The sequence below is a fragment of the Janthinobacterium sp. HH102 genome, from assembly GCF_001758625.2.
Classification (GTDB): domain Bacteria; phylum Pseudomonadota; class Gammaproteobacteria; order Burkholderiales; family Burkholderiaceae_D; genus Janthinobacterium.
In genome coordinates, this window is record NZ_CP062062.1 from 1,371,309 (window position 1) to 1,389,426 (window position 18,118).

Here is an 18,118-nt window from a genome sequence, read left to right on the forward strand (position 1 = left end):
CGTAAGGCGCACGAATGCGGACAGGACTACATGAGAGACGTCCTGTCCAGGCTTGTCATGCGCCGCAGTACCCCGAATGCCGACAGGATTACATCGATCAGCCGCGTCAAACCGGTCTGCCAGGCACATTGCGCCTGGCAGAAAATCCTGTCCCCCCTTGTCGGGTTGTCGTATTGATGAATGCCGGTGGAACTACATCCAGAGCCGATGCGTCGGCAATGTTTCACCAATCCTTGTCATCACCCCCTATACAATAGAAGAAGAGCATAGCGATGAAAAACGAAGAATACGAAGTTCTGCATACCGAAGGCAGCCGTCCCGTGAAAATGTGGACGCGTGGCGTGCCTGTCGAAGAAGCGGCCAAAAAACAATTGCGCAACACGGCGACCCTGCCGTTCATCTACAAGCACATCGCCGTCATGCCCGACGTCCACCTGGGTAAAGGGTCGACCATCGGCAGCGTGATCCCTACCCTGGGTGCCGTGATTCCGGCGGCAGTGGGCGTCGATATCGGTTGCGGCATGATGGCGGCGAAAACCACGCTGACGGCCAGCGATTTGCCCGATAATCTGGGGCCGCTGCGCAGCGCCATCGAGCGCGCCATTCCACACGGGATGTCGCCGAAGACGCGCGGTCACCGCGGCCGCGACGAGGGTTCCTGGCAGACGCCGCCCTCGGTGGTTGATGCCGCGTGGCTGCAGCTGAAGGATGAATTCGACGCCATCTGCCTGAAAACGCCCAAGCTGAAGAACACGAATAACTATCGTCACCTGGGAACTTTGGGCAGCGGTAACCACTTCGTCGAAGTCTGTCTCGATGAACAGGGTTCTGTATGGTTCATGCTGCATTCCGGTTCGCGCGGCGTGGGCAATGCCATCGGTACGCATTTCATCGAACTGGCCAAGCAGGATATGCGTACCCACTTCATCAACCTGCCCGACCAGGACCTGGCCTATCTGGCCGAAGGCACGCAGCATTACGACGATTACGTGGAAGCGGTGGGCTGGGCCCAGCGTTTCGCGCGCAACAACCGCGAAGTGATGATGCAAAACCTGATCGCGGCCGTGCGCACGGTCATCCATAAGCCGTTCCAGACGCATGTGGAAGCCGTCAACTGCCACCATAACTATGTGCAGAAGGAGCACCACTTCGGCAAGGACGTGCTGGTCACGCGCAAGGGCGCCGTCTCGGCCCGCGCCGGCGAACTGGGGATCATTCCCGGTTCCATGGGCGCGAAGAGTTTTATCGTGCGCGGCAAGGGTAATGCGGACAGTTTCCATAGCTGCAGCCACGGCGCGGGACGCACGATGAGCCGTACGGAAGCGAAGCGGCGCTTCAACCTGGACGACCAGATCCGCGCCACGCAAGGCGTGGAATGCCGCAAGGATGAAAACGTGATCGATGAAATTCCAATGGCCTACAAGGATATCGATGCGGTGATGCTGGCACAGCGCGAGCTGGTCGACGTCGTGCATATCCTGAAGCAGGTCGTTTGCGTCAAAGGTTAATAAAGAGAAAGTACAGATGATAGAAATTGATGGAGCGCAAGGTGAAGGCGGCGGACAGATTTTGCGCTCGGCGCTGAGCCTGTCGATGATCACGGGGCAGCCGTTCCGGCTGACGAATATTCGCGCGGGGCGGGACAAGCCCGGCTTGTTGCGCCAGCATTTGCTGGCCGTGCAGGCAGCGACCGCCATTTGCGGGGCGCGCACGACGCCGGTGGTGCTGCGCGCAGCCAGCCTGGAATTCGTGCCTGGCCCCATACGCGGCGGCGATTACCGCTTTGCCATCGGCAGCGCCGGCAGCTGCACCCTGGTGTTGCAAACCTTGCTGCCGGCTCTGCTGTATGCGGATGGGCCGTCTACCGTGCGCATCAGCGGCGGCACGCACAATGCCATGGCGCCGCCCGTGCATTTTTTGCAGCGCGCGTATGGCCGCATCCTGGAACAGATGGGCGCCGAGGTGGAGATTACGCAGCAGCGCTATGGCTTTCATCCCGCAGGTGGTGGCGAGGTGCTGGCCACCGTGCAACCGTGCCAGCGTTTGCGGCCCATTTCACTGCTGCAGCGCGGCGAGCGGAAGGCCGGGTATGCGGAAAGCGTGGTGGCGGGCGTGCATGTGAACGTGGCGCAGCGCGAGCTCGAGCGTGTCGCCGACGGCATGGGCTGGAGCGGCAAGCAGCTGCGTCTCGTCGGCTTGCCGGCGGAGCAGGGACCGGGCAACGTCCTGTTGCTGACATTGGAACATGAGCACGTCACGGAAGTATTTACGTCGTTCGGCGAAAAGCACTTGCTGGCCGAATCCGTGGCCAAGCGCCTGTTGAACGAGGTGCGCGCCTATCTCAAGACGGACGCGGCCGTGGGCGAGCACCTGGCGGACCAGCTCTTGCTGCCGATGGCGCTGGCCGGCGGCGGTAGCTTCAGTTGCAACAAGGTGTCGCAGCATGCGTTGACGAATGCGGACGTGATTGCCCGCTTCTTGCCCGTGCGTATCACTTTCGAGCAGCAGGCGCAGGGCAGCATCTGCACGGTGGCCGCCGCCTGACGCGCGCGGTGACACAATCGCTGTTGCAGCTGCTCCAAATTGATACATGGGCGGCCCGATGTGGGGCATATACGCATGGCATGGCATTTGCTCTTCTTGGATATTCACTAAAAAAACCAAGGAGACCAGCATGACCTATTCCATCCGTACTCTGCTCGGCGTGGCCGCCGCCGGCGCCGTTGCCCTCACCTCCCTGCTGACCTTGCCGCATGCCTATGCGCACGGCAATGTCACGCCGCAAGGCGTCGACACCACGGGCTTGCCCAAGGTGGGCGACAAGTGGCTCGAGCAAAACCCGTATCGCGGCAACAAGCTGGCCCTGACGGTGGGCACCTCGGCCTATAACCAGAATTGCGCGCGCTGCCACGGCATCGAAGCCATTTCGGGCGGCATCGCGCCGGACTTGCGCCAGCTGGACCGTGATTGCTTCGGTATCAAGAATGAGACAAAGAAACAGGCGTGCTACAAGGAAACGGATAATTATTTCCTGGCGACCATCCGTCACGGTAAAGTGCGTAATGGCGCCGTGTACATGCCGCCGTTCGAGGGCGTATTCAACCAGGAAGCGATGTGGGCCATCAAGACCTACCTGGAAACCCGCCGCGAGTCTAATTAGGTCGAACTGATAACGAAGGAGTTCCATGCGTTCATTTCAACTCCGTGGCGCGCGCGCGATGCTCTCGCTCGCTTGCATGGCGCTGTGCGCGGCCGCGCCGGCGCGCGCCGATTGGCAGAAAGTGCAGCAGTCGGGCAGCCTGAAGGTGGCTGTGTATAACGAGTTCGCGCCGTTTTCCGACAAGGGCGCGGGCATCGATATCGACATCGCCGAAGCGCTGGCGAAAAAGCTGGGGCTGAAACTGAGCTTGCTGCCCTTTCCCGCCGGCGAAAACCTCAACGACGACTTGCGCAATATGGTGTGGAAGGGGCATTACCTCGGCTATGGTCCCGCCGACGTAATGCTGCACGTGCCGGTCGACAAGAAATTGATGGCGGACAACGACAAGGTCGAGATATTCGCGCCGTACTACGTGGAAACCGTGCGCCTGACGCGCAGCGCGCAAGCCGTACCGCAATTCGATGGCGTCGCCAGCCTCGCAGGCAAGCGTATCGGCGTGGAAAAGGTGTCGATCGCGGCCATGCTGATGCTGGGCGAAGACAATGGCAGATACCGCGACGATGTGCGCATCTTCGATACGGCCGCCGAAGCCTTGCAGCAATTGCAGGCCGGCCAGCTCGACGCCGTGCTGGCCAACCGATCGGAAATCGAATCGGTGCTGAAAAGCGATCCCGCTTTCCCCATGAATGAAGTGGCGTTCGCCCGCTTGCCGCGTGCCGGCTGGGCCGTGGGCCTGGCCGTCAGCAAGCAACAGCTCGACGTGGCCAAGTTACTGCAGGCGGCCATGAACGAGATGGCGGCCAGCGGTGAATTGAAAGCCATCTTTGAGAAGCATGGCGTGAAGGAAGCGCGGCCCTGATTTAGCTTGCTCTCGTTGAAAAGCCCGCGCATCTTCCGATGCGCGGGCTTTTTAATTAGAAGGAATACATGGCGCTGACGCCTAACAACCAGTTGCGCCCCGGCGCCGCTTCATAGTAGCGCTTGTTGCTGTCGCCGACGATGACGGAGCCCACGTAGGTCTTGTCGAAAAGATTATTCAGGCGGGCAAACTCCTTGAAGCGCCAATTCCCTACGTTTTGTTTGGCGTTGAAGCGGGCATTGAACACCGTGTAGCCGGGTGCCGGCTTTTCGCTGTTGCTGTCTTCCGCGTAGACCTGGTTGCTGGCCACGCTTTCCACTGCCGCGCCGAAACGGTCCAGCGTGTCTTTCCAGGCCAGTTCCGCGAACAGGTTAGCGCTGGGCACGCCCGGCAAGCGGCTGCCTTCGCGTACGCTGCCGAACGCCTGGTCATACACGGCGTGCAGGCTGGTCAGCGCCACTTTTGTCGTGAAACCGTACGGCAAGCTGGAGTCGAGCGACACTTCCATCCCCTGACGCAAGGTCTTGCCCGCATTGCGGTAGCTGGTGCGCCCGCCGCTGGAACTGTCGACCACCAGTTCATCGTTGGTCTTGATCTGGAACACGGCCGCGTTCACATGCGTGTTGTTCGCGATCCTGGCCTTGATACCCGCTTCCAGGTTGGTGCTGGTGGCCGGTTTCAGCTGGTAATTGAAGCCGCCGCCCGTGCCCGAGTAAAACAGTTCGTTCAGGGTGGGTGCTTCGAAACCGCGCGCGGCGCTGGCGTACACGTTGACGTTGGGCGTCAGTTTATACAGCAGGCCCAGCACCGGTGTCGTGTGGCTGAACTCCAGGCTGCCGCTGTCGTCGCCATTGCCGAGGAAGCGGTCGTTGACCGACACTTTCATCTTGCTGTAGCGCACACCTGCGCTGAGCAGCCATGGCCCGCTCTGCCATTCTGTCTGGATATACGGATCGAGGCTGGAGACGACATCCTGCTCGTCGCGGCGCAGCTTGCCCTTCACGCCAAACGTGTTGCCGATGTAATTCTCATAGCCGGTGCGGTCATCGCTGGAGCGGCCATAGTCGATGCCGATGGTGGTGCTCAGCTTGCCGCCTGCCAGCTGGTTCACATGCAGCCAGTTGGTGTCGATGCCGTAGAACTCACGCTGGAAGTCGACCACGCCGCCCGAATGGCTGGCTGGCGCCTGGAAACCCTTGGTAAAAGCCTGGTACTGGATCACGTCGCGGTTGCCGCCGTAGGCCGTCACGTGCAGGCGGTCTTCGCCAAACGATTGTTCATAGGTGGCGCCGATTTGCTGGTGGTCGATGCTCTTGCGCGTGTTGTAGCGTTCGGCCAGGGTGCGTTTCGGGTTTTGCGTGTCCGTCGCATCGATTTCGCCGGCGCGCGGATCGCGGGAAAACGTGGCCCAGGTGGCGCCCAGCGGATCTTGCGTGTTGCCCTGGTGCAGGCTGTTGGCGACGATGGTCAGCTTGCTGTCCGTATTCGGCTTGACCGTGATCTTGCCGAACGCCTGTTCGCGCGTGGCGGCGCTGTGGTCGCGGAAGCCGTCCGTGCGGAAGCGCGAACCGTCGAGCACGTAGCCGATGCCGCCTGCCTGGCCCTGCGCCGACAGGTCCACCTTGCTGGTGCCGAAGCTGCCGCCCGTCACGTTCAGTTCGACGGACGGGGGATTTTGCCCATCCTTGGAAAACAGCTGGACCACGCCGCCCGAATGGTTGCCGTAGATGGCAGAAAACGGCCCGCGCAGCACTTCGATGCGCTCGGCCGTATCGAGGTTGAAGGTGGCAGCCTGGCCTTGCCCGTCGGGCATGCTGGCGGGAATGCCATCGCTGATCAGCTTGACGCCGCGCACGCCGAAGGCCGAGCGGGCGCCGAAGCCGCGCGACGAGATTTGCAAGTCTTGTGCGTAGTTTTGGCGGTTTTGTACGACCAGACCCGGCACGGCGGCCAGCGCTTCCGAGGCATTGACGCGGATTTGGCCGTCCTGGATGCGGGTGCTGTCGACGACGTCGATGGACGCGGGCACTTCCTGGCTGGGGTGGGCGATGCGGCTGCCGCTGATGACCACCGTATCCATGAGTTGCCCGGCGGCCAAGTCAGCGGGCTCGGCGGCAAAGACGTGGGGGGCCAGGGTGGCGCTGCCGGCGACAAACAGGCTGGCGATGGTGTTCAGGCGGAAACGATGCTGCATGCGGATTCTCCAATGTGAATAAAAGCCTGCTTGAGCGCGTGAGCGGCGCAGGTCTGCATAGTTGTATCAAGCAATATGCCTGCCATGTCTCCATTGGTGGGCGGAAATTATACGCGTGTCAGTGGCACGGCGTTTGCATGCAGCAATTATCAGATGCGCCGCTACCGCGCGCTTTTCCTGTGTTTTGCCATTGAAAAGGTGATTATGCCCAACTTCTTCCCGCGCTTGCGCCAGGTGTGCTGGCTGCTGCCTGCGCTCTTCAGCACGGCCCTCCAGGCCGCTCCTTTTGCCTATGTCCCCAATGAAAAATCGGGCACCGTGAGCGTGATCGACACGGCGACCGACCAGGTCGTGCGCCAGATCGCCGCAGGCAAGCGTCCGCGCGGCATTGCCGCCGACCCCACCGGGCGGCAATTGTTTGTCACCGATGCGGCCAGCAGCGCCTTGCTGCTGATCGATAACGAAGCTGGCGCACCAGTCCGCATGGTGGCGCTGGGCAAGTCGCCCGAAGGCGTGAGCGCCTCGCACGACGGTCGTTACGTGGCCGTGGCCGTCGAGGAAAACAATAGCGTGGCCTTGCTCGATGGCCAGACGGGCGTCGTGCTTGCCGATATCAAGGTGCAGGGACGCAACCCGGAACATGCCGTGTTCAGTCCCGATGGGCGCTGGCTGCTGGTCAGTGCGGAAGAGGCCGAGCAAGTCGATGTCATCGACGTGGCGCAACGCCGCCAGGTCGCGTCCATTGCCGTGGGCTTGCGTCCGCGCGGCATCGGCTTCAGTCCGGATTCGGGCCTTGCCTACGTGGCGTGCGAACTGGTCAATGCCGTCTACGTGATCGATATGACGGCGCGCAAGGCCATTGCCACCATTCCAGCGGGCAAGAATGCCAACGGCATCGCGGTCCATCCCGGCGGCAAGCAAGTGTATGTCTCGAACGGCATCGACGGTACGGTGATGGTGATCGATACGGCCAGCAAGCAGGTGACGGCCACCATTCCCGTCGGCAAGCGCCCGTGGAACATGGCCATCACGCCCGACGGGGCCAAGCTGTACGTGGCCAATGGCCGCTCGAACAGCGTCTCCGTCATCGATACGGCCAGCGCGCGCAAGGTGGCCGATATCGCCGTGGGCGAATTGCCATGGGGCGTGGTGATTCGGTAGCGGTACAGGAACAGGTGTTCCAGTCTGGTACACCTGTTCCATTGTGCAGCGGCGCAGGGGAGATGCCGCAGGGCTGGCCCGGATTGGAACAGGATGCCTTCACCTTGTTCAAAACGCAAACAGGCCCGCTCCCGCGGCTCAAGCCCGGGCATGCGCCGAAAAGCGCACCGGCATTGACGCCGCGCCCTTGCAACAAGGGCAAAAGCGGCTAAGTTTGTAGTGGGATGGCGAGCTGGCACGGCATTTGCGGAAGACTGCGTGTACTCACCCCATCTGTACCAGGACGTTTGATTTTAATTAAGTAATTCCATTCTAATTAACCCGATAGAGGACGACATGAATCTCGCAGACATCAGCAAACTGGGCGTAGCCAATCCCTTCAAACAACGCTATGACAATTACATCGGCGGCAAATTCGTTGCACCAGTAAAAGGTGAATACTTTCCTAACATTACGCCGATCACGGGCTTGCCGTTTTGCGAAATCGCCCGTTCCACGACGGAAGACGTCGAGCTGGCGCTGGATGCCGCGCATGCCGCCAAGGAGGCCTGGGGCAAGACTTCGCCTGCCGAGCGCGCCAATATCCTGAACCGCATCGCCGACCGCATCGAACAGAACCTGAGCCTGATCGCCACGGCGGAAACGATCGACAACGGCAAGCCGATCCGCGAAACGATGAATGCCGACATTCCGCTGGCCATCGACCATTTCCGTTACTTCGCCGGCTGCATCCGCGCGCAGGAAGGTTCCGTCGCGCAAATCGATGCGGAAACCTATGCCTACCACTACCACGAGCCGCTGGGTGTCGTGGGCCAGATCATTCCGTGGAATTTCCCGATTCTGATGGCCGTGTGGAAACTGGCGCCAGCCCTGGCCGCCGGCAATTGCGTCGTCCTGAAACCGGCCGAGCAGACCCCCGCTTCCATCATGGTGTTGATCGAGCTGATCGGCGACCTGCTGCCACCGGGCGTGTTGAACATCATCAACGGTTTCGGCCTGGAAGCGGGCAAGCCGCTGGCCTCGAGCAAGCGCATCGCCAAGATCGCCTTCACGGGTGAAACAGGCACGGGCCGCCTGATCATGGGCTATGCCGCGCAAAACCTGATTCCCGTCACCCTGGAGCTGGGCGGCAAATCGCCGAACATCTTCTTTGAAGACGTGATGGATGCGGACGACGAGTATTTCGACAAGTGCCTGGAAGGCTTTGCGATGTTCGCGCTGAATCAAGGCGAGGTGTGCACCTGCCCATCGCGCGTGCTGATCCAGGAATCGATCTACGAGAAATTCATCGAACGGGCCCTGAAGCGCGTGGCCGCCATCAAGCAGGGCAATCCGCTCGATTCTTCCACCATGATCGGCGCCCAAGCGTCGCAGGAGCAGCTGGAAAAAATCCTGTCCTACCTCGACATCGGCCGCCAGGAAGGCGCCGAGGTGCTGGCTGGGGGCGAGCGCAACACGCAGGCGGGCGACCTGGAAGGCGGCTATTACGTGCGTCCGACCGTGTTCAAGGGGCACAACAAGATGCGCATCTTCCAGGAAGAAATTTTTGGACCGGTCGTGTCCGTGACCACCTTCAAGGATGAAGCTGAAGCGCTGGCGATTGCCAACGATACCTTGTACGGCTTGGGCGCCGGCTTGTGGACGCGTGACGGTTCGCGCGCCTTCCGCATGGGCCGCGCCATCCAGGCGGGCCGCGTGTGGACCAATTGCTATCACCTGTATCCAGCCCACGCCGCGTTCGGCGGCTACAAGCAATCGGGTATCGGCCGCGAAAACCATAAGATGATGCTCGACCACTACCAGCAAACGAAGAACTTGCTGGTGAGCTATAGCCCGAAAGCGCTGGGCTTCTTCTAAACCGGCAACAGGCGCCGCGCCCGTAGTCCAGGCGCGGCGCGCAGAAAGGGGTGCCATGAGTGCAGCAATTGCCAGGGTGGTCGCCACCGATGCGGCGCTGGAAATGATGGACAAGTTGCGCCAGCGTCACGGCCCGCTGATGTTTTTCCAGTCGGGCGGCTGCTGCGACGGCAGTGCGCCCATGTGCTACGCGCTGGGCGAGTTCGATGTCAGCGATACCGATATCTATCTCGGCAATTTGAATGGCGCACCGTTCTACATGGGACTCGAGCAATTCGAGTACTGGGAGCATACCCAGTTGATTATCGATGTGGTCGATGGCAATGGCGGAATGTTTTCACTCGACAACGGCACGGGCAAGCGCTTTTTGACGCGCTCGCGCCTGTTCACCGATGAAGAGTGCGCCTTGCTGCATGCGCAGCCGCACGACCACGGCAGCACCTGATACATACACATACTAATAACAGAGGGAGATGATTGTGCAGAAAAAAATCATGGGGATACTCATCGGTTTGGGTGTGGCATCGCTGGCCCAGGCGGCCGACGTGGGCAATGTCACCACCGCCATGCTCGACAGCACGGCAAAGAATCCGTCCAGCGTGCTGTCGTTCGGCATGGGCACGCAGGGCCAGCGCTATTCGCCTTTGACGCAGATCAATGACAAGACCGTGGCCAAGCTGGTGCCGGCCTGGTCGTTCTCGTTTGGCGGCGAAAAACAGCGGGGCCAGGAATCGCAGCCGTTGATTCATAACGGCAAGATGTTCGTCACGGCATCGTATTCGCGCATCTTTGCCGTCGACTTGAAAACGGGCGCCAAGCTGTGGAAGTATGAGCACCGCTTGCCGGACGGCATCATGCCCTGCTGCGACGTGGTCAACCGCGGTGCCGCCCTGTACGGCAACCTGGTGATCTTCGGCACGCTGGACGCCTACCTGGTGGCGCTGGACCAGAATACGGGCAAGATCGTCTGGAAGGAGAAAGTCGACGACTATGCGGCCGGTTACTCGATGACGGCAGCGCCGCTGATCGCCGAAGGTTTGCTGCTGACGGGCGTGTCGGGCGGCGAATTCGGCATCGTCGGCCGGGTCGAGGCGCGCAACCCGATGACGGGCGACCTCGTGTGGAGCCGTCCGACGGTGGAGGGCCATATGGGCCACCGCTACGACAAGGATGGCAAGGCCATCGATAACGGCGTGTCCGGTACCGTGAACAAGACCTGGCCGGGCGACCTGTGGAAAACGGGCGGCGCCTCGACGTGGATGGGCGGCACCTACGATCCGCAGACCAAGCTCGCTTACTTTGGCACGGGCAACCCGGCGCCGTGGAACAGCCACTTGCGCCCCGGCGACAATCTGTACTCGTCGTCCACCGTGGCGCTGGACGTGAAAACGGGGCAGATCAAGTGGGCGTATCAGAATACGCCGAACGATGCCTGGGATTTCGACGGCGCCAACGAGTTCGTCACCTTCGACATGGATGGCAAGCGCTACGGCGGCAAGGCCGACCGCAACGGTTTCTTCTACGTCATCGATGCGGCCAACGGCAAGCTGCAGAATGCCTTTCCGTTCGTGAAGAAAATCACCTGGGCCAGCAGCATCGACCTGAAGACGGGACGGCCGAACTACATCGCCGCCGGCCGCCCTGGCGACCCGACCAAGGGAGAGGAAGGCAAGAAGGGCACGACCGTGTTTGCCGCGCCCGCTTTCCTCGGGGCAAAAAACCAGATGCCGATGGCGTACTCGCCGCAAACCAAGCTGTTCTACGTTCCCGCGAACGAATGGGGCATGGATATCTGGAACGAGCCGATCAGCTACAAGAAGGGCGGCGCCTTCCTCGGCGCCGGCTTCACCATCAAGCCCTTGTTTGACGACTACATCGGCGCCATGCGCGCCATCGATCCGAAGACGGGCAAGATCGTCTGGGAAATCAAGAACAACGCGCCGCTGTGGGGCGGCGTGATGAGCACGGCCGGTAATCTGGTGTTCTACGGCACGCCGGAAGGCTTCCTGAAAGCCGTCGATGCGAAGACGGGCAAGGAGCTGTGGAAATTCCAGACGGGTTCCGGCGTCGTGGCGCCGCCCGTCACCTGGCAGGACGGCGACACGCAATACGTGGCCGTCGTCTCCGGCTGGGGCGGCGCCGTGCCGCTGTGGGGCGGCGAGGTGGCGAAGAAGGTCAACTTCCTGGAACAGGGCGGTTCCGTGTGGGTATTCAAGCTGGCGTCGAAGTAACGGGGTGAAGCGCCCGGGCCACACGGATGGGTGTCTCCCTGTCCGCCGGGTGCTTTCTTTTTGCTGACGGCCCAGGCCGTCAGTTTTTTGTTTACGCAGGCGTTCGATCAATGTGCCGGCGGTCAAAAAAGGAACACCGTGCGGGGCGATTGATCCGCTGCTGCACACGTCAAACACGTCATTTCTCTTTCTCCCTGTGAGCCGTGCTGGGCACGCTTATTGCCAAAGCTTGAGGTACATCAATCACTGATGTGCACACTAAAAACAGAGAAGAAAGAGGAGACGCAATGAACACATTGAGCAAGCTGGGGAGCGTGGGTGTCATGACAATCGCAGCGGTGGGGCAGGCGCAAGCCGTCGATATCAAGGCGGGCGACTGGACCGTGTCGGTAGGCGGCATCGTCAACGCCTATTACACGCAAGTGTCGTGTTCGGGCGATGCCGTGGGCGGGCTGGCGCTGGGAGGCCAGGCGCTCGGTTGCGGCGGCGAAAAGGACCGCACCACCATCGGCAACGGCCTGCTGCCGAATGGCTTGATCACCTCGGCAAGCTCGCGCCTGGGCGAGTACGACGTGAAAGCCTTGATCGGTATCTACAACTCGACGGCCACGGACAGCGCCATCAGCCAGAACAGCGTGGTCGACGTGCGCCAAGCCTTCTTTACGTTTGGCAATGAACAGATGGGCACTTTCAAGCTGGGCCGCGACTACGGCATCTTCGGCGCGAATGCGATCCTGTCCGACATGACCTTGTTGGGCTCGGGCGCGCCGGTGCAGGCGACGCAGCGGGGCCGGGTGACCCTGGGCCATATCGGCGCCGGCTATACCTATCTGGGCAACTATGGCCAGATCATGTACAGCACGCCGAAGTCCAGCGGTTTTGGCGCCGATGTGGCGCTGGTCAGCCCCGTTTCCGATACGCCCATCGTGGCAGGCTCGACCTATTCTTCGAAGTCCAGCCCGCAAGTGCAGGCGCAGCTGACGTATGCGCAAGAGGGCTTGAAAGCCTGGCTCGGCGTGAAGTCGCAAAAATTCACGTCGAAAACGCCTGGCGTCGATGACCTGACCATGCGCGGTGTGGAAGTGGGCGGCTCGTACCAGATGGGACCGGCTGGCGTGCTGCTCAATTTCCAGGGCGGCAAGGGATTGGGCATTCTCTCCGATGCGGACCAGGGCGATACCAAGTCGAAGAACTGGCTGCTGCAAGGCACGTATAAAACGACGGACAAGCTGAAGCTGGGCTTGTCCTACGGCATCAGCAAGAACGACGACAACACGGCCGGCACGGGCGGTTTGAAGTCGAACGCCAACCTGACCCTCGGTGCGTATTACTCGCTCAACAGTGCGATCACCCTCGTGGGGGAGCTGGGCCAGACGCGCTCGAAAGGCTTTACGGGCGGCGAAGCGAAGATGAATGGCGTATCCCTGGGCGGCATTATTTTCTTCTAACCAATGAATGCGGCGCCGGAAGCTGCGGCGCCGCACGGAGTGCAATGCATGCGGATAATGCGGTTATTCATCGGATGCTGGCTATTCCTGTTTATCCTGGGACAGGCGTGGGCAGGCGTGCTCACCAAGGCCGAGCTGGCGCGGCGCTTCCCTGCACCGCTCGTCGTCGGCGACAAGGAAGCCGAGCTGCCCGTCTGGCCCCTGTTCAAGCAAAACGCCACGGCAACGGAACTGGTCGGCTATGTCTTTGAGTCGGTGGATCTGGCGCCGATTCCCGGCTTTTCCGGCGTTCCCGTCAATTTATTGATCGCCATCAATCCTCAGGGTAGTTTTCTGGACGTATCCGTGCTGTCGCAGCACGAACCCGTGTTTCTCGATGGCCTAGGTGAAGCGCCGCTGTTCCAGTTCGTCAAACAGTACCAGGGCCTGTCGTTGAAACAGAATATCGCCATCGATGCCAGGAAGAAGCGCGCCGCCGATGCCACGCACGCCGATATCGACGGCGTGTCGAAGGCCACGGCTTCCGTGCGCATCATCAACCAGAGCGTGCTGGCGTCCGCCTTGAAAGTGTCGCGCAAGAAACTCGGCTTTGCGCAGGGGCGCGATCCGGACCAGATCGCCCGCATCCGCATGGACGTGTTCGAGAAACTCAGCGTGGCAAAGATGCTTGAGCAAGGCTTGATCCAGCATGTGCGCCTGAGCAACAAGGATGTGGAGAGCCTGTTTGCCGGCAGTCCCGGAGCCGGACTCGATGCGGAAGCGACGCGCGCGCCGGACGGCCTGTTCATCGACCTGTATCTGGCCTATGTCTCCGTGCCCAGCGTAGGACGCAATCTGTTGACGGAACGCAGCTGGAACAAGCTGCGCAACAGGCTGGAAGAGGGCGACCACGCCATCCTCGTCATGTCGCGCGGGCGCTACAGCGTGCTGGGTGACGATTTCGTGCGCGGCACCGTGCCGGACCGGTTGTTGCTGAAGCAGGATGGCTTGCCCATCGACATGCGCGACCTGGACTTGGAATTGAGCCTGTCCGATGCGGGACCGTTACCAACGGAAAATATTGCCGTATTCCGTGTCATCAGCCAGGCGGGGCTTGATGCGGCCAGCCCGCTGGCATTTTCTCTCCCCATCACGCGCAGCAAGGGCATCGTGTATCCGGAACGCATCGCGCGCAACGTCGATTTCAGCTACCGTCTGCCGGCCGGGTTTTATACGGCGCCGCAAGGCGACGATGCCAGCTGGCGCGGCACGTGGAAGGGGCGCCAGACTGAGCTGTTGATCTTGCTGGCCGGGCTGGCGCTGCTGGCCGGCGCCTTGGCCTGGCAGAAAGGCCTGGTGCGTAATGGCCGGCAATTTGCATGGTTCCGCCGCCTGTTCCTGCTGTTTACCATCGGCTTCATCGGCTATTACGCCCAGGGGCAATTGTCGATCGTCAACATCACAGGGCTGATCCAGGCGCTGCTGGCGGGGCGCAGCCTGGGCTTCTTCCTGTTCGACCCGATGACGGTGATCCTGTGGGCTTTCGTTCTGCTCAGCCTGTTCATTTGGGGCCGCGGCACGTTTTGCGGCTGGCTGTGTCCGTTTGGCGCCCTGCAGGAATTCACGGGCAAGCTGGGCCAGTGGCTGCGCTTGCCGCAGTGGAAGATCAAGCCGCGCCTGGACGGGCGCTTGAAATGGATCAAGTATGGCTTGCTGGCGGCCATTCTGGCCAGCAGCATGTTTTCCAGCCAGATCACGGACAAGCTGGTGGAACTGGAGCCGTTCAAGACGGCCATTACCCTGAACTTCGTGCGCGCCTGGCCCTTCGTCGCGTATGCCGTGGGCTTGCTGTTGCTCAGTAGTGTTTCCTATAAATTCTTTTGCCGCTACCTGTGTCCGTTCGGCGCGGCGCTGGCGCTGCTGGGCCACTTTCGCCTGTTCAACTGGATTCCGCGCCGCAAGGAATGCGGCACGCCATGCCAGACTTGCCGCCACCGTTGCGAGTATCACGCCATCGCGCCGAGTGGCAAAGTCGATTATGGCGAATGTTTCCAGTGCATGGATTGCGTGGTGATCTATGCCAGCGATGAAAAATGCGCGCCTTTGATGCTGGAAATCAAGCGCGCCCGTACCATTCCCATCGTCCGGGCCACGGCAGAGGAGAGCAGCAATGCAGCGTAGAACCTTTATTTCCGCAGCGATTGGCAGCGTGGCCGGCATGGCGGGCGTTATCTTGCCTGGCAGTATGGCGCGCGGCACGGCTACGGCCTCCGGCGTGCGCCCTTATCAAGGTGCCGCCCTGGCGTTTGGCACGACAATCGCCGTCACCGTGTTGCATCACGACCAGCGCCAGGCCGAGCTGGCCATCGAAGATGCCTTGCATGCGGCCAGGAGTGTCGACCGCCTGATGAGCATTTACAGTCCCGCCAGCCAAGTCTTCCAGCTGAACCGCGATGGCCGCCTGGCCCGGCCGAATGCCCATCTGCTGACGGTGCTGGCGCAGGCGCGAGCCTTGTCGCAATGGAGCGACGGGGCGTTTGATATCACCGTGCAACCCTTATGGCAGCTGTTTCGCGCGGCGGCAGATCAGGCAAGTTTGCCGGCGGAAGCATTGCGCCGCGAAGCGCAGGCGCGGGTAGGCTGGCGGCAACTGGCGTGGGATCGCCGTGAAGTGCGTTTTCTTCAGCCCGGCATGGCGCTGACCTTGAATGGCCTGGCGCAAGGCTATGCGGCCGATATGGCGCTGGCGGCTGTGCAGGCGCGCGGCGTGCGGCACGCACTGCTTGACACGGGAGAGTTCGTCGCGCGCGGGCAGCGTGCCGTGCGGCGCCCGTGGACCCTGGGCATCCAGGACCCGCGTGACGCGGAAATCCTGGCGGCCACCTTGAAAGTGGAGGGGCGCAGCGTGGCCACGTCGGGCGATTACGAATGCGCGTTCACGCCTGACTTCGCGCATCACCACATCTTCGACCCTGCGAAAGGCGATTCGCCGCGCGAACTGGCCAGCGTGACCGTGCTGGCGCCTACGGGCTTGCTGGCCGATGGCTTGTCGACGACCTTCATGGTGACGGGGGCGGCGCGTGCGCATACGATGGCCGCGCACATGCAGGGCGTCGACCTGATGACCATCGACAAGCAGGGCCGGCGCAAGATGTCGCCCGGCTTTCCCCATCTACTCTAGGCTATTTCAGATGCGGCACCTTGCGATAGATCGTGTTGCGCGACACGCCCAGGGCCCGCGCCGTGGCCGAGACGTTGCCGCCGTGGGCATCAAGCGACTTGAGGATCACGCTTTGCTCCATCTCTTCCAAATTGGCGCCGGCCGCGATCATGCGGTCCGTGCTGGCACTGGCGGCAGTCGCTTGCGTCATCTCAATATCGTCGAGGAAATCGTCGGGCATGTGGCGCAAACAGATTTCATGCTCGTCGCCCGCCATGACGATGGCTGTGCGCAGCAGATTGGTCAGTTGGCGGAAATTGCCTGGCCATTTATGCTGGTGGAACAGGCGCAGGATGTCAGGGGCCACCGTGTAGCGCGTGTCAGGCGCTTCCGTCGCGAGGATTTTCTTCACCACAGTATCGAGGTCTGTGCGCTCGCGCAGCGGCGGCAGTTTCACCACCAGGCCATTCAATCGGTAATACAAATCTTCGCGAAATAAACCCTTGGCCATGCGTTCGCGCAAGTTGTGATTCGTGGCGCAAATGAGTTCCACATTGACGGTGATCGATTTGCTGCTGCCCAGCGGCGTGACCATGCGTTCCTGCAGCACGCGCAACAGCCGTGCCTGCAAGCCGAAGGGCATGTCGCCGATTTCGTCGAGGAACAGGGTACCGCCATTGGCTTGCAGGATCTTGCCGATCGCCCCTTTCTTGCGCGCACCCGTAAACGCCCCGTCTTCATAGCCGAACAGTTCGGATTCGATCAGGGTTTCCGGGATGGAGGCGCAATTGACGGCAATAAACGGTCCCATGGCCCGTGGCGAATCGTTGTGGATGGCTTGCGCCAGCAATTCCTTGCCCGTGCCTGTCTCTCCCATGACGAGGATGGGAATATCGCGTCCCAGGACTTTATTGACCTTTTCGATCACCAATTCCAGTTGCGGATCGCCCGTGCGCAAGTAGCGCAGGCCGGACAGGCGGCGCGCCGCGTTGGCCGCATGGCTGGCGGGTGCGGGAACCTGGGCCGGCACGGCGTTGATATCGCTATGGTCGGTGCTGGCAGTAAAACCGTGCTGGAAGACGCTATTGGACAGGCGCAACTGCGCGCGCCCATACACGCGCACGCCGCTGTGCATGCACAGGTTCAGCAAACCGGGTGAGGCCGTGCGGTAATGCTCGTACAGGGCGGACACTGGCAAGCCGAACAGGGAGCTGAACGTGTGCGATTGTAGTGCGGCAAATGACAGGCCCAACTGGAACAAGCCATTCTTATTGGCCGATAAGAACCGGCCGCCCGGCGTGAACGAGGCGATGCCTTCCATCAATGTGCCGATGAATTCGGGGCGCGCGTGGAAGTGCACGGTGATGGCGTCTTCGAAGGTGGCGGAAAACAGCTGATTTTCGATCATCAGGGCCGACATGCGCACGAGGGCCATCGTATGCTTGTGAAAACTGCGCTGGTCGCTCGAGACGTCCAGCACGCCGATGACATTGCCCCGGTGGTCGGTAATCGGCGCCGCAGAACAAGTCAGGAAGTGATTGGCAGCCAGGTAATGCTGGTCCGCATGGACCAGAGTCGGTACTTTTTCCGTGATGGCCGTGCCGATGGCATTCGTGCCGCGGCTTTGTTCCGACCACGCCACGCCTGGCTGCAAAGCCACGCGGTTGGCTTTCTCCAGGAAATCATCGTCGCCCAGCGAATGAACGATCACGCCATTGGCATCCGTCAAGATCACCATATTGTGCGTGTTGACGATTTGCTGGTACAGGGTTTCCATCGCGGGCAGCGCGTGCGTGTGCAGCATGCGGTTTTGCTCGATCAGCAAGGACAGGTCGGATTTGCCGGCTGGCGTAAAGTCAGGCGTGGCCGTGGGCGACAGGCCAAAAGCGACGGAACGCTGATGGGAAGTTTCGATGATGACGGGGACGTTGTCCTGTCCTGCCGGCAAAGTGTTCGCGTCCGCGATGGACGAAAACGGTGCGCTACGGTAAGTAGCTGACGGTTGATACATGATCTCGTTGCCTCCGTTGGGCCCTGTACTGCGGCGCTCTTTTGAATATCGAGAGTGT

Annotated in this window: 13 protein-coding genes; 11 read left to right on the forward strand and 2 right to left on the reverse strand. The window is 61.3% G+C overall.

The window, feature by feature from the left end:
- The first annotated feature begins 272 nt into the window (after nucleotides 1-272).
- From JAB4_RS06270 to JAB4_RS06285, 4 genes are all read left to right on the forward strand, one after another.
- Entirely contained in the window at nucleotides 273-1,508 is a 1,236-nt protein-coding gene (locus JAB4_RS06270) for an RtcB family protein (RefSeq protein ID WP_070221746.1), read from the forward strand.
- A gap of 16 nt (nucleotides 1,509-1,524) precedes the next feature.
- Nucleotides 1,525-2,544 carry an RNA 3'-terminal phosphate cyclase gene (gene rtcA / locus JAB4_RS06275; RefSeq protein WP_070221747.1) on the forward strand — a complete coding sequence of 340 codons (1,020 nt, stop codon included), beginning with the start codon at nucleotides 1,525-1,527 and terminating at the stop codon, nucleotides 2,542-2,544.
- Nucleotides 2,545-2,674: 130 nt separating this feature from the next.
- Nucleotides 2,675-3,160: a cytochrome c-550 PedF gene (gene pedF, locus JAB4_RS06280; protein WP_070221748.1), complete on the forward strand. Its 486-nt coding sequence runs from the start codon at nucleotides 2,675-2,677 to the stop codon at nucleotides 3,158-3,160.
- A 25-nt stretch (nucleotides 3,161-3,185) separates the two neighbouring features.
- Nucleotides 3,186-4,019, forward strand: coding sequence for a transporter substrate-binding domain-containing protein (locus JAB4_RS06285; protein WP_070221749.1), 834 nt, complete (start codon nucleotides 3,186-3,188; stop codon nucleotides 4,017-4,019).
- Nucleotides 4,020-4,074: 55 nt separating this feature from the next.
- On the opposite strand, the gene JAB4_RS06290 is transcribed toward JAB4_RS06285, so the two are convergent.
- Entirely contained in the window at nucleotides 4,075-6,213 is a 2,139-nt protein-coding gene (locus JAB4_RS06290) for a TonB-dependent receptor (protein WP_070221750.1), read from the reverse strand.
- A gap of 204 nt (nucleotides 6,214-6,417) precedes the next feature.
- On the opposite strand from JAB4_RS06290, the gene JAB4_RS06295 reads away from it, so the two are divergent.
- The 7 genes from JAB4_RS06295 to JAB4_RS06325 all read left to right on the forward strand — a co-directional run bounded on the left by JAB4_RS06295 (nucleotide 6,418) and on the right by JAB4_RS06325 (nucleotide 16,070).
- Nucleotides 6,418-7,374: a beta-propeller fold lactonase family protein gene (locus JAB4_RS06295; protein WP_070221756.1), complete on the forward strand. Its 957-nt coding sequence runs from the start codon at nucleotides 6,418-6,420 to the stop codon at nucleotides 7,372-7,374.
- A 336-nt stretch (nucleotides 7,375-7,710) separates the two neighbouring features.
- A complete protein-coding gene (gene adh, locus JAB4_RS06300; RefSeq protein WP_070221751.1) occupies nucleotides 7,711-9,231 on the forward strand; it encodes an aldehyde dehydrogenase in 1,521 nt (506 codons plus the stop codon).
- Between the two features lie 55 nt (nucleotides 9,232-9,286).
- Complete coding sequence (locus JAB4_RS06305; RefSeq protein WP_070221752.1) at nucleotides 9,287-9,676, forward strand: DUF779 domain-containing protein; 390 nt, start codon at nucleotides 9,287-9,289, stop codon at nucleotides 9,674-9,676.
- Nucleotides 9,677-9,725: 49 nt separating this feature from the next.
- Nucleotides 9,726-11,462, forward strand: a complete 1,737-nt coding sequence (locus tag JAB4_RS06310) for a PQQ-dependent methanol/ethanol family dehydrogenase (RefSeq protein WP_083287472.1) — start codon at nucleotides 9,726-9,728, stop codon at nucleotides 11,460-11,462.
- 287 nt (nucleotides 11,463-11,749) lie between these two features.
- Nucleotides 11,750-12,910: a hypothetical protein gene (locus JAB4_RS06315; RefSeq protein ID WP_070221754.1), complete on the forward strand. Its 1,161-nt coding sequence runs from the start codon at nucleotides 11,750-11,752 to the stop codon at nucleotides 12,908-12,910.
- 57 nt (nucleotides 12,911-12,967) lie between these two features.
- Nucleotides 12,968-15,070, forward strand: coding sequence for a 4Fe-4S binding protein (locus tag JAB4_RS06320; protein ID WP_227742103.1), 2,103 nt, complete (start codon nucleotides 12,968-12,970; stop codon nucleotides 15,068-15,070).
- Nucleotides 15,060-16,070, forward strand: a complete 1,011-nt coding sequence (locus JAB4_RS06325) for an FAD:protein FMN transferase (RefSeq protein WP_070221755.1) — start codon at nucleotides 15,060-15,062, stop codon at nucleotides 16,068-16,070. Before JAB4_RS06320 ends, JAB4_RS06325 begins: the two co-directional genes overlap by 11 nt.
- 1 nt (nucleotide 16,071) lies before the next feature.
- Here JAB4_RS06325 and JAB4_RS06330 read toward each other — a convergent pair whose 3' ends face one another.
- Nucleotides 16,072-18,060: a sigma-54-dependent Fis family transcriptional regulator gene (locus JAB4_RS06330; RefSeq protein WP_227742104.1), complete on the reverse strand. Its 1,989-nt coding sequence runs from the start codon at nucleotides 18,058-18,060 to the stop codon at nucleotides 16,072-16,074.
- Nucleotides 18,061-18,118: the final 58 nt, after the last annotated feature.

Bases quoted from the DNA above. Each gene is read 5' to 3' on its own strand.
- JAB4_RS06270 (WP_070221746.1), top strand. From the start codon at position 273: ATGAAAAACGAAGAATACGAAGTTCTGCATACCGAAGGCAGCCGTCCC.
- rtcA (WP_070221747.1), top strand. From the start codon at position 1,525: ATGATAGAAATTGATGGAGCGCAAGGTGAAGGCGGCGGACAGATTTTG.
- pedF (WP_070221748.1), top strand. From the start codon at position 2,675: ATGACCTATTCCATCCGTACTCTGCTCGGCGTGGCCGCCGCCGGCGCC.
- JAB4_RS06285 (WP_070221749.1), top strand. From the start codon at position 3,186: ATGCGTTCATTTCAACTCCGTGGCGCGCGCGCGATGCTCTCGCTCGCT.
- JAB4_RS06290 (WP_070221750.1), bottom strand. From the start codon at position 6,213: ATGCAGCATCGTTTCCGCCTGAACACCATCGCCAGCCTGTTTGTCGCC.
- JAB4_RS06295 (WP_070221756.1), top strand. From the start codon at position 6,418: ATGCCCAACTTCTTCCCGCGCTTGCGCCAGGTGTGCTGGCTGCTGCCT.
- adh (WP_070221751.1), top strand. From the start codon at position 7,711: ATGAATCTCGCAGACATCAGCAAACTGGGCGTAGCCAATCCCTTCAAA.
- JAB4_RS06305 (WP_070221752.1), top strand. From the start codon at position 9,287: ATGAGTGCAGCAATTGCCAGGGTGGTCGCCACCGATGCGGCGCTGGAA.
- JAB4_RS06310 (WP_083287472.1), top strand. From the start codon at position 9,726: ATGGGGATACTCATCGGTTTGGGTGTGGCATCGCTGGCCCAGGCGGCC.
- JAB4_RS06315 (WP_070221754.1), top strand. From the start codon at position 11,750: ATGAACACATTGAGCAAGCTGGGGAGCGTGGGTGTCATGACAATCGCA.
- JAB4_RS06320 (WP_227742103.1), top strand. From the start codon at position 12,968: ATGCGGTTATTCATCGGATGCTGGCTATTCCTGTTTATCCTGGGACAG.
- JAB4_RS06325 (WP_070221755.1), top strand. From the start codon at position 15,060: ATGCAGCGTAGAACCTTTATTTCCGCAGCGATTGGCAGCGTGGCCGGC.
- JAB4_RS06330 (WP_227742104.1), bottom strand. From the start codon at position 18,060: ATGTATCAACCGTCAGCTACTTACCGTAGCGCACCGTTTTCGTCCATC.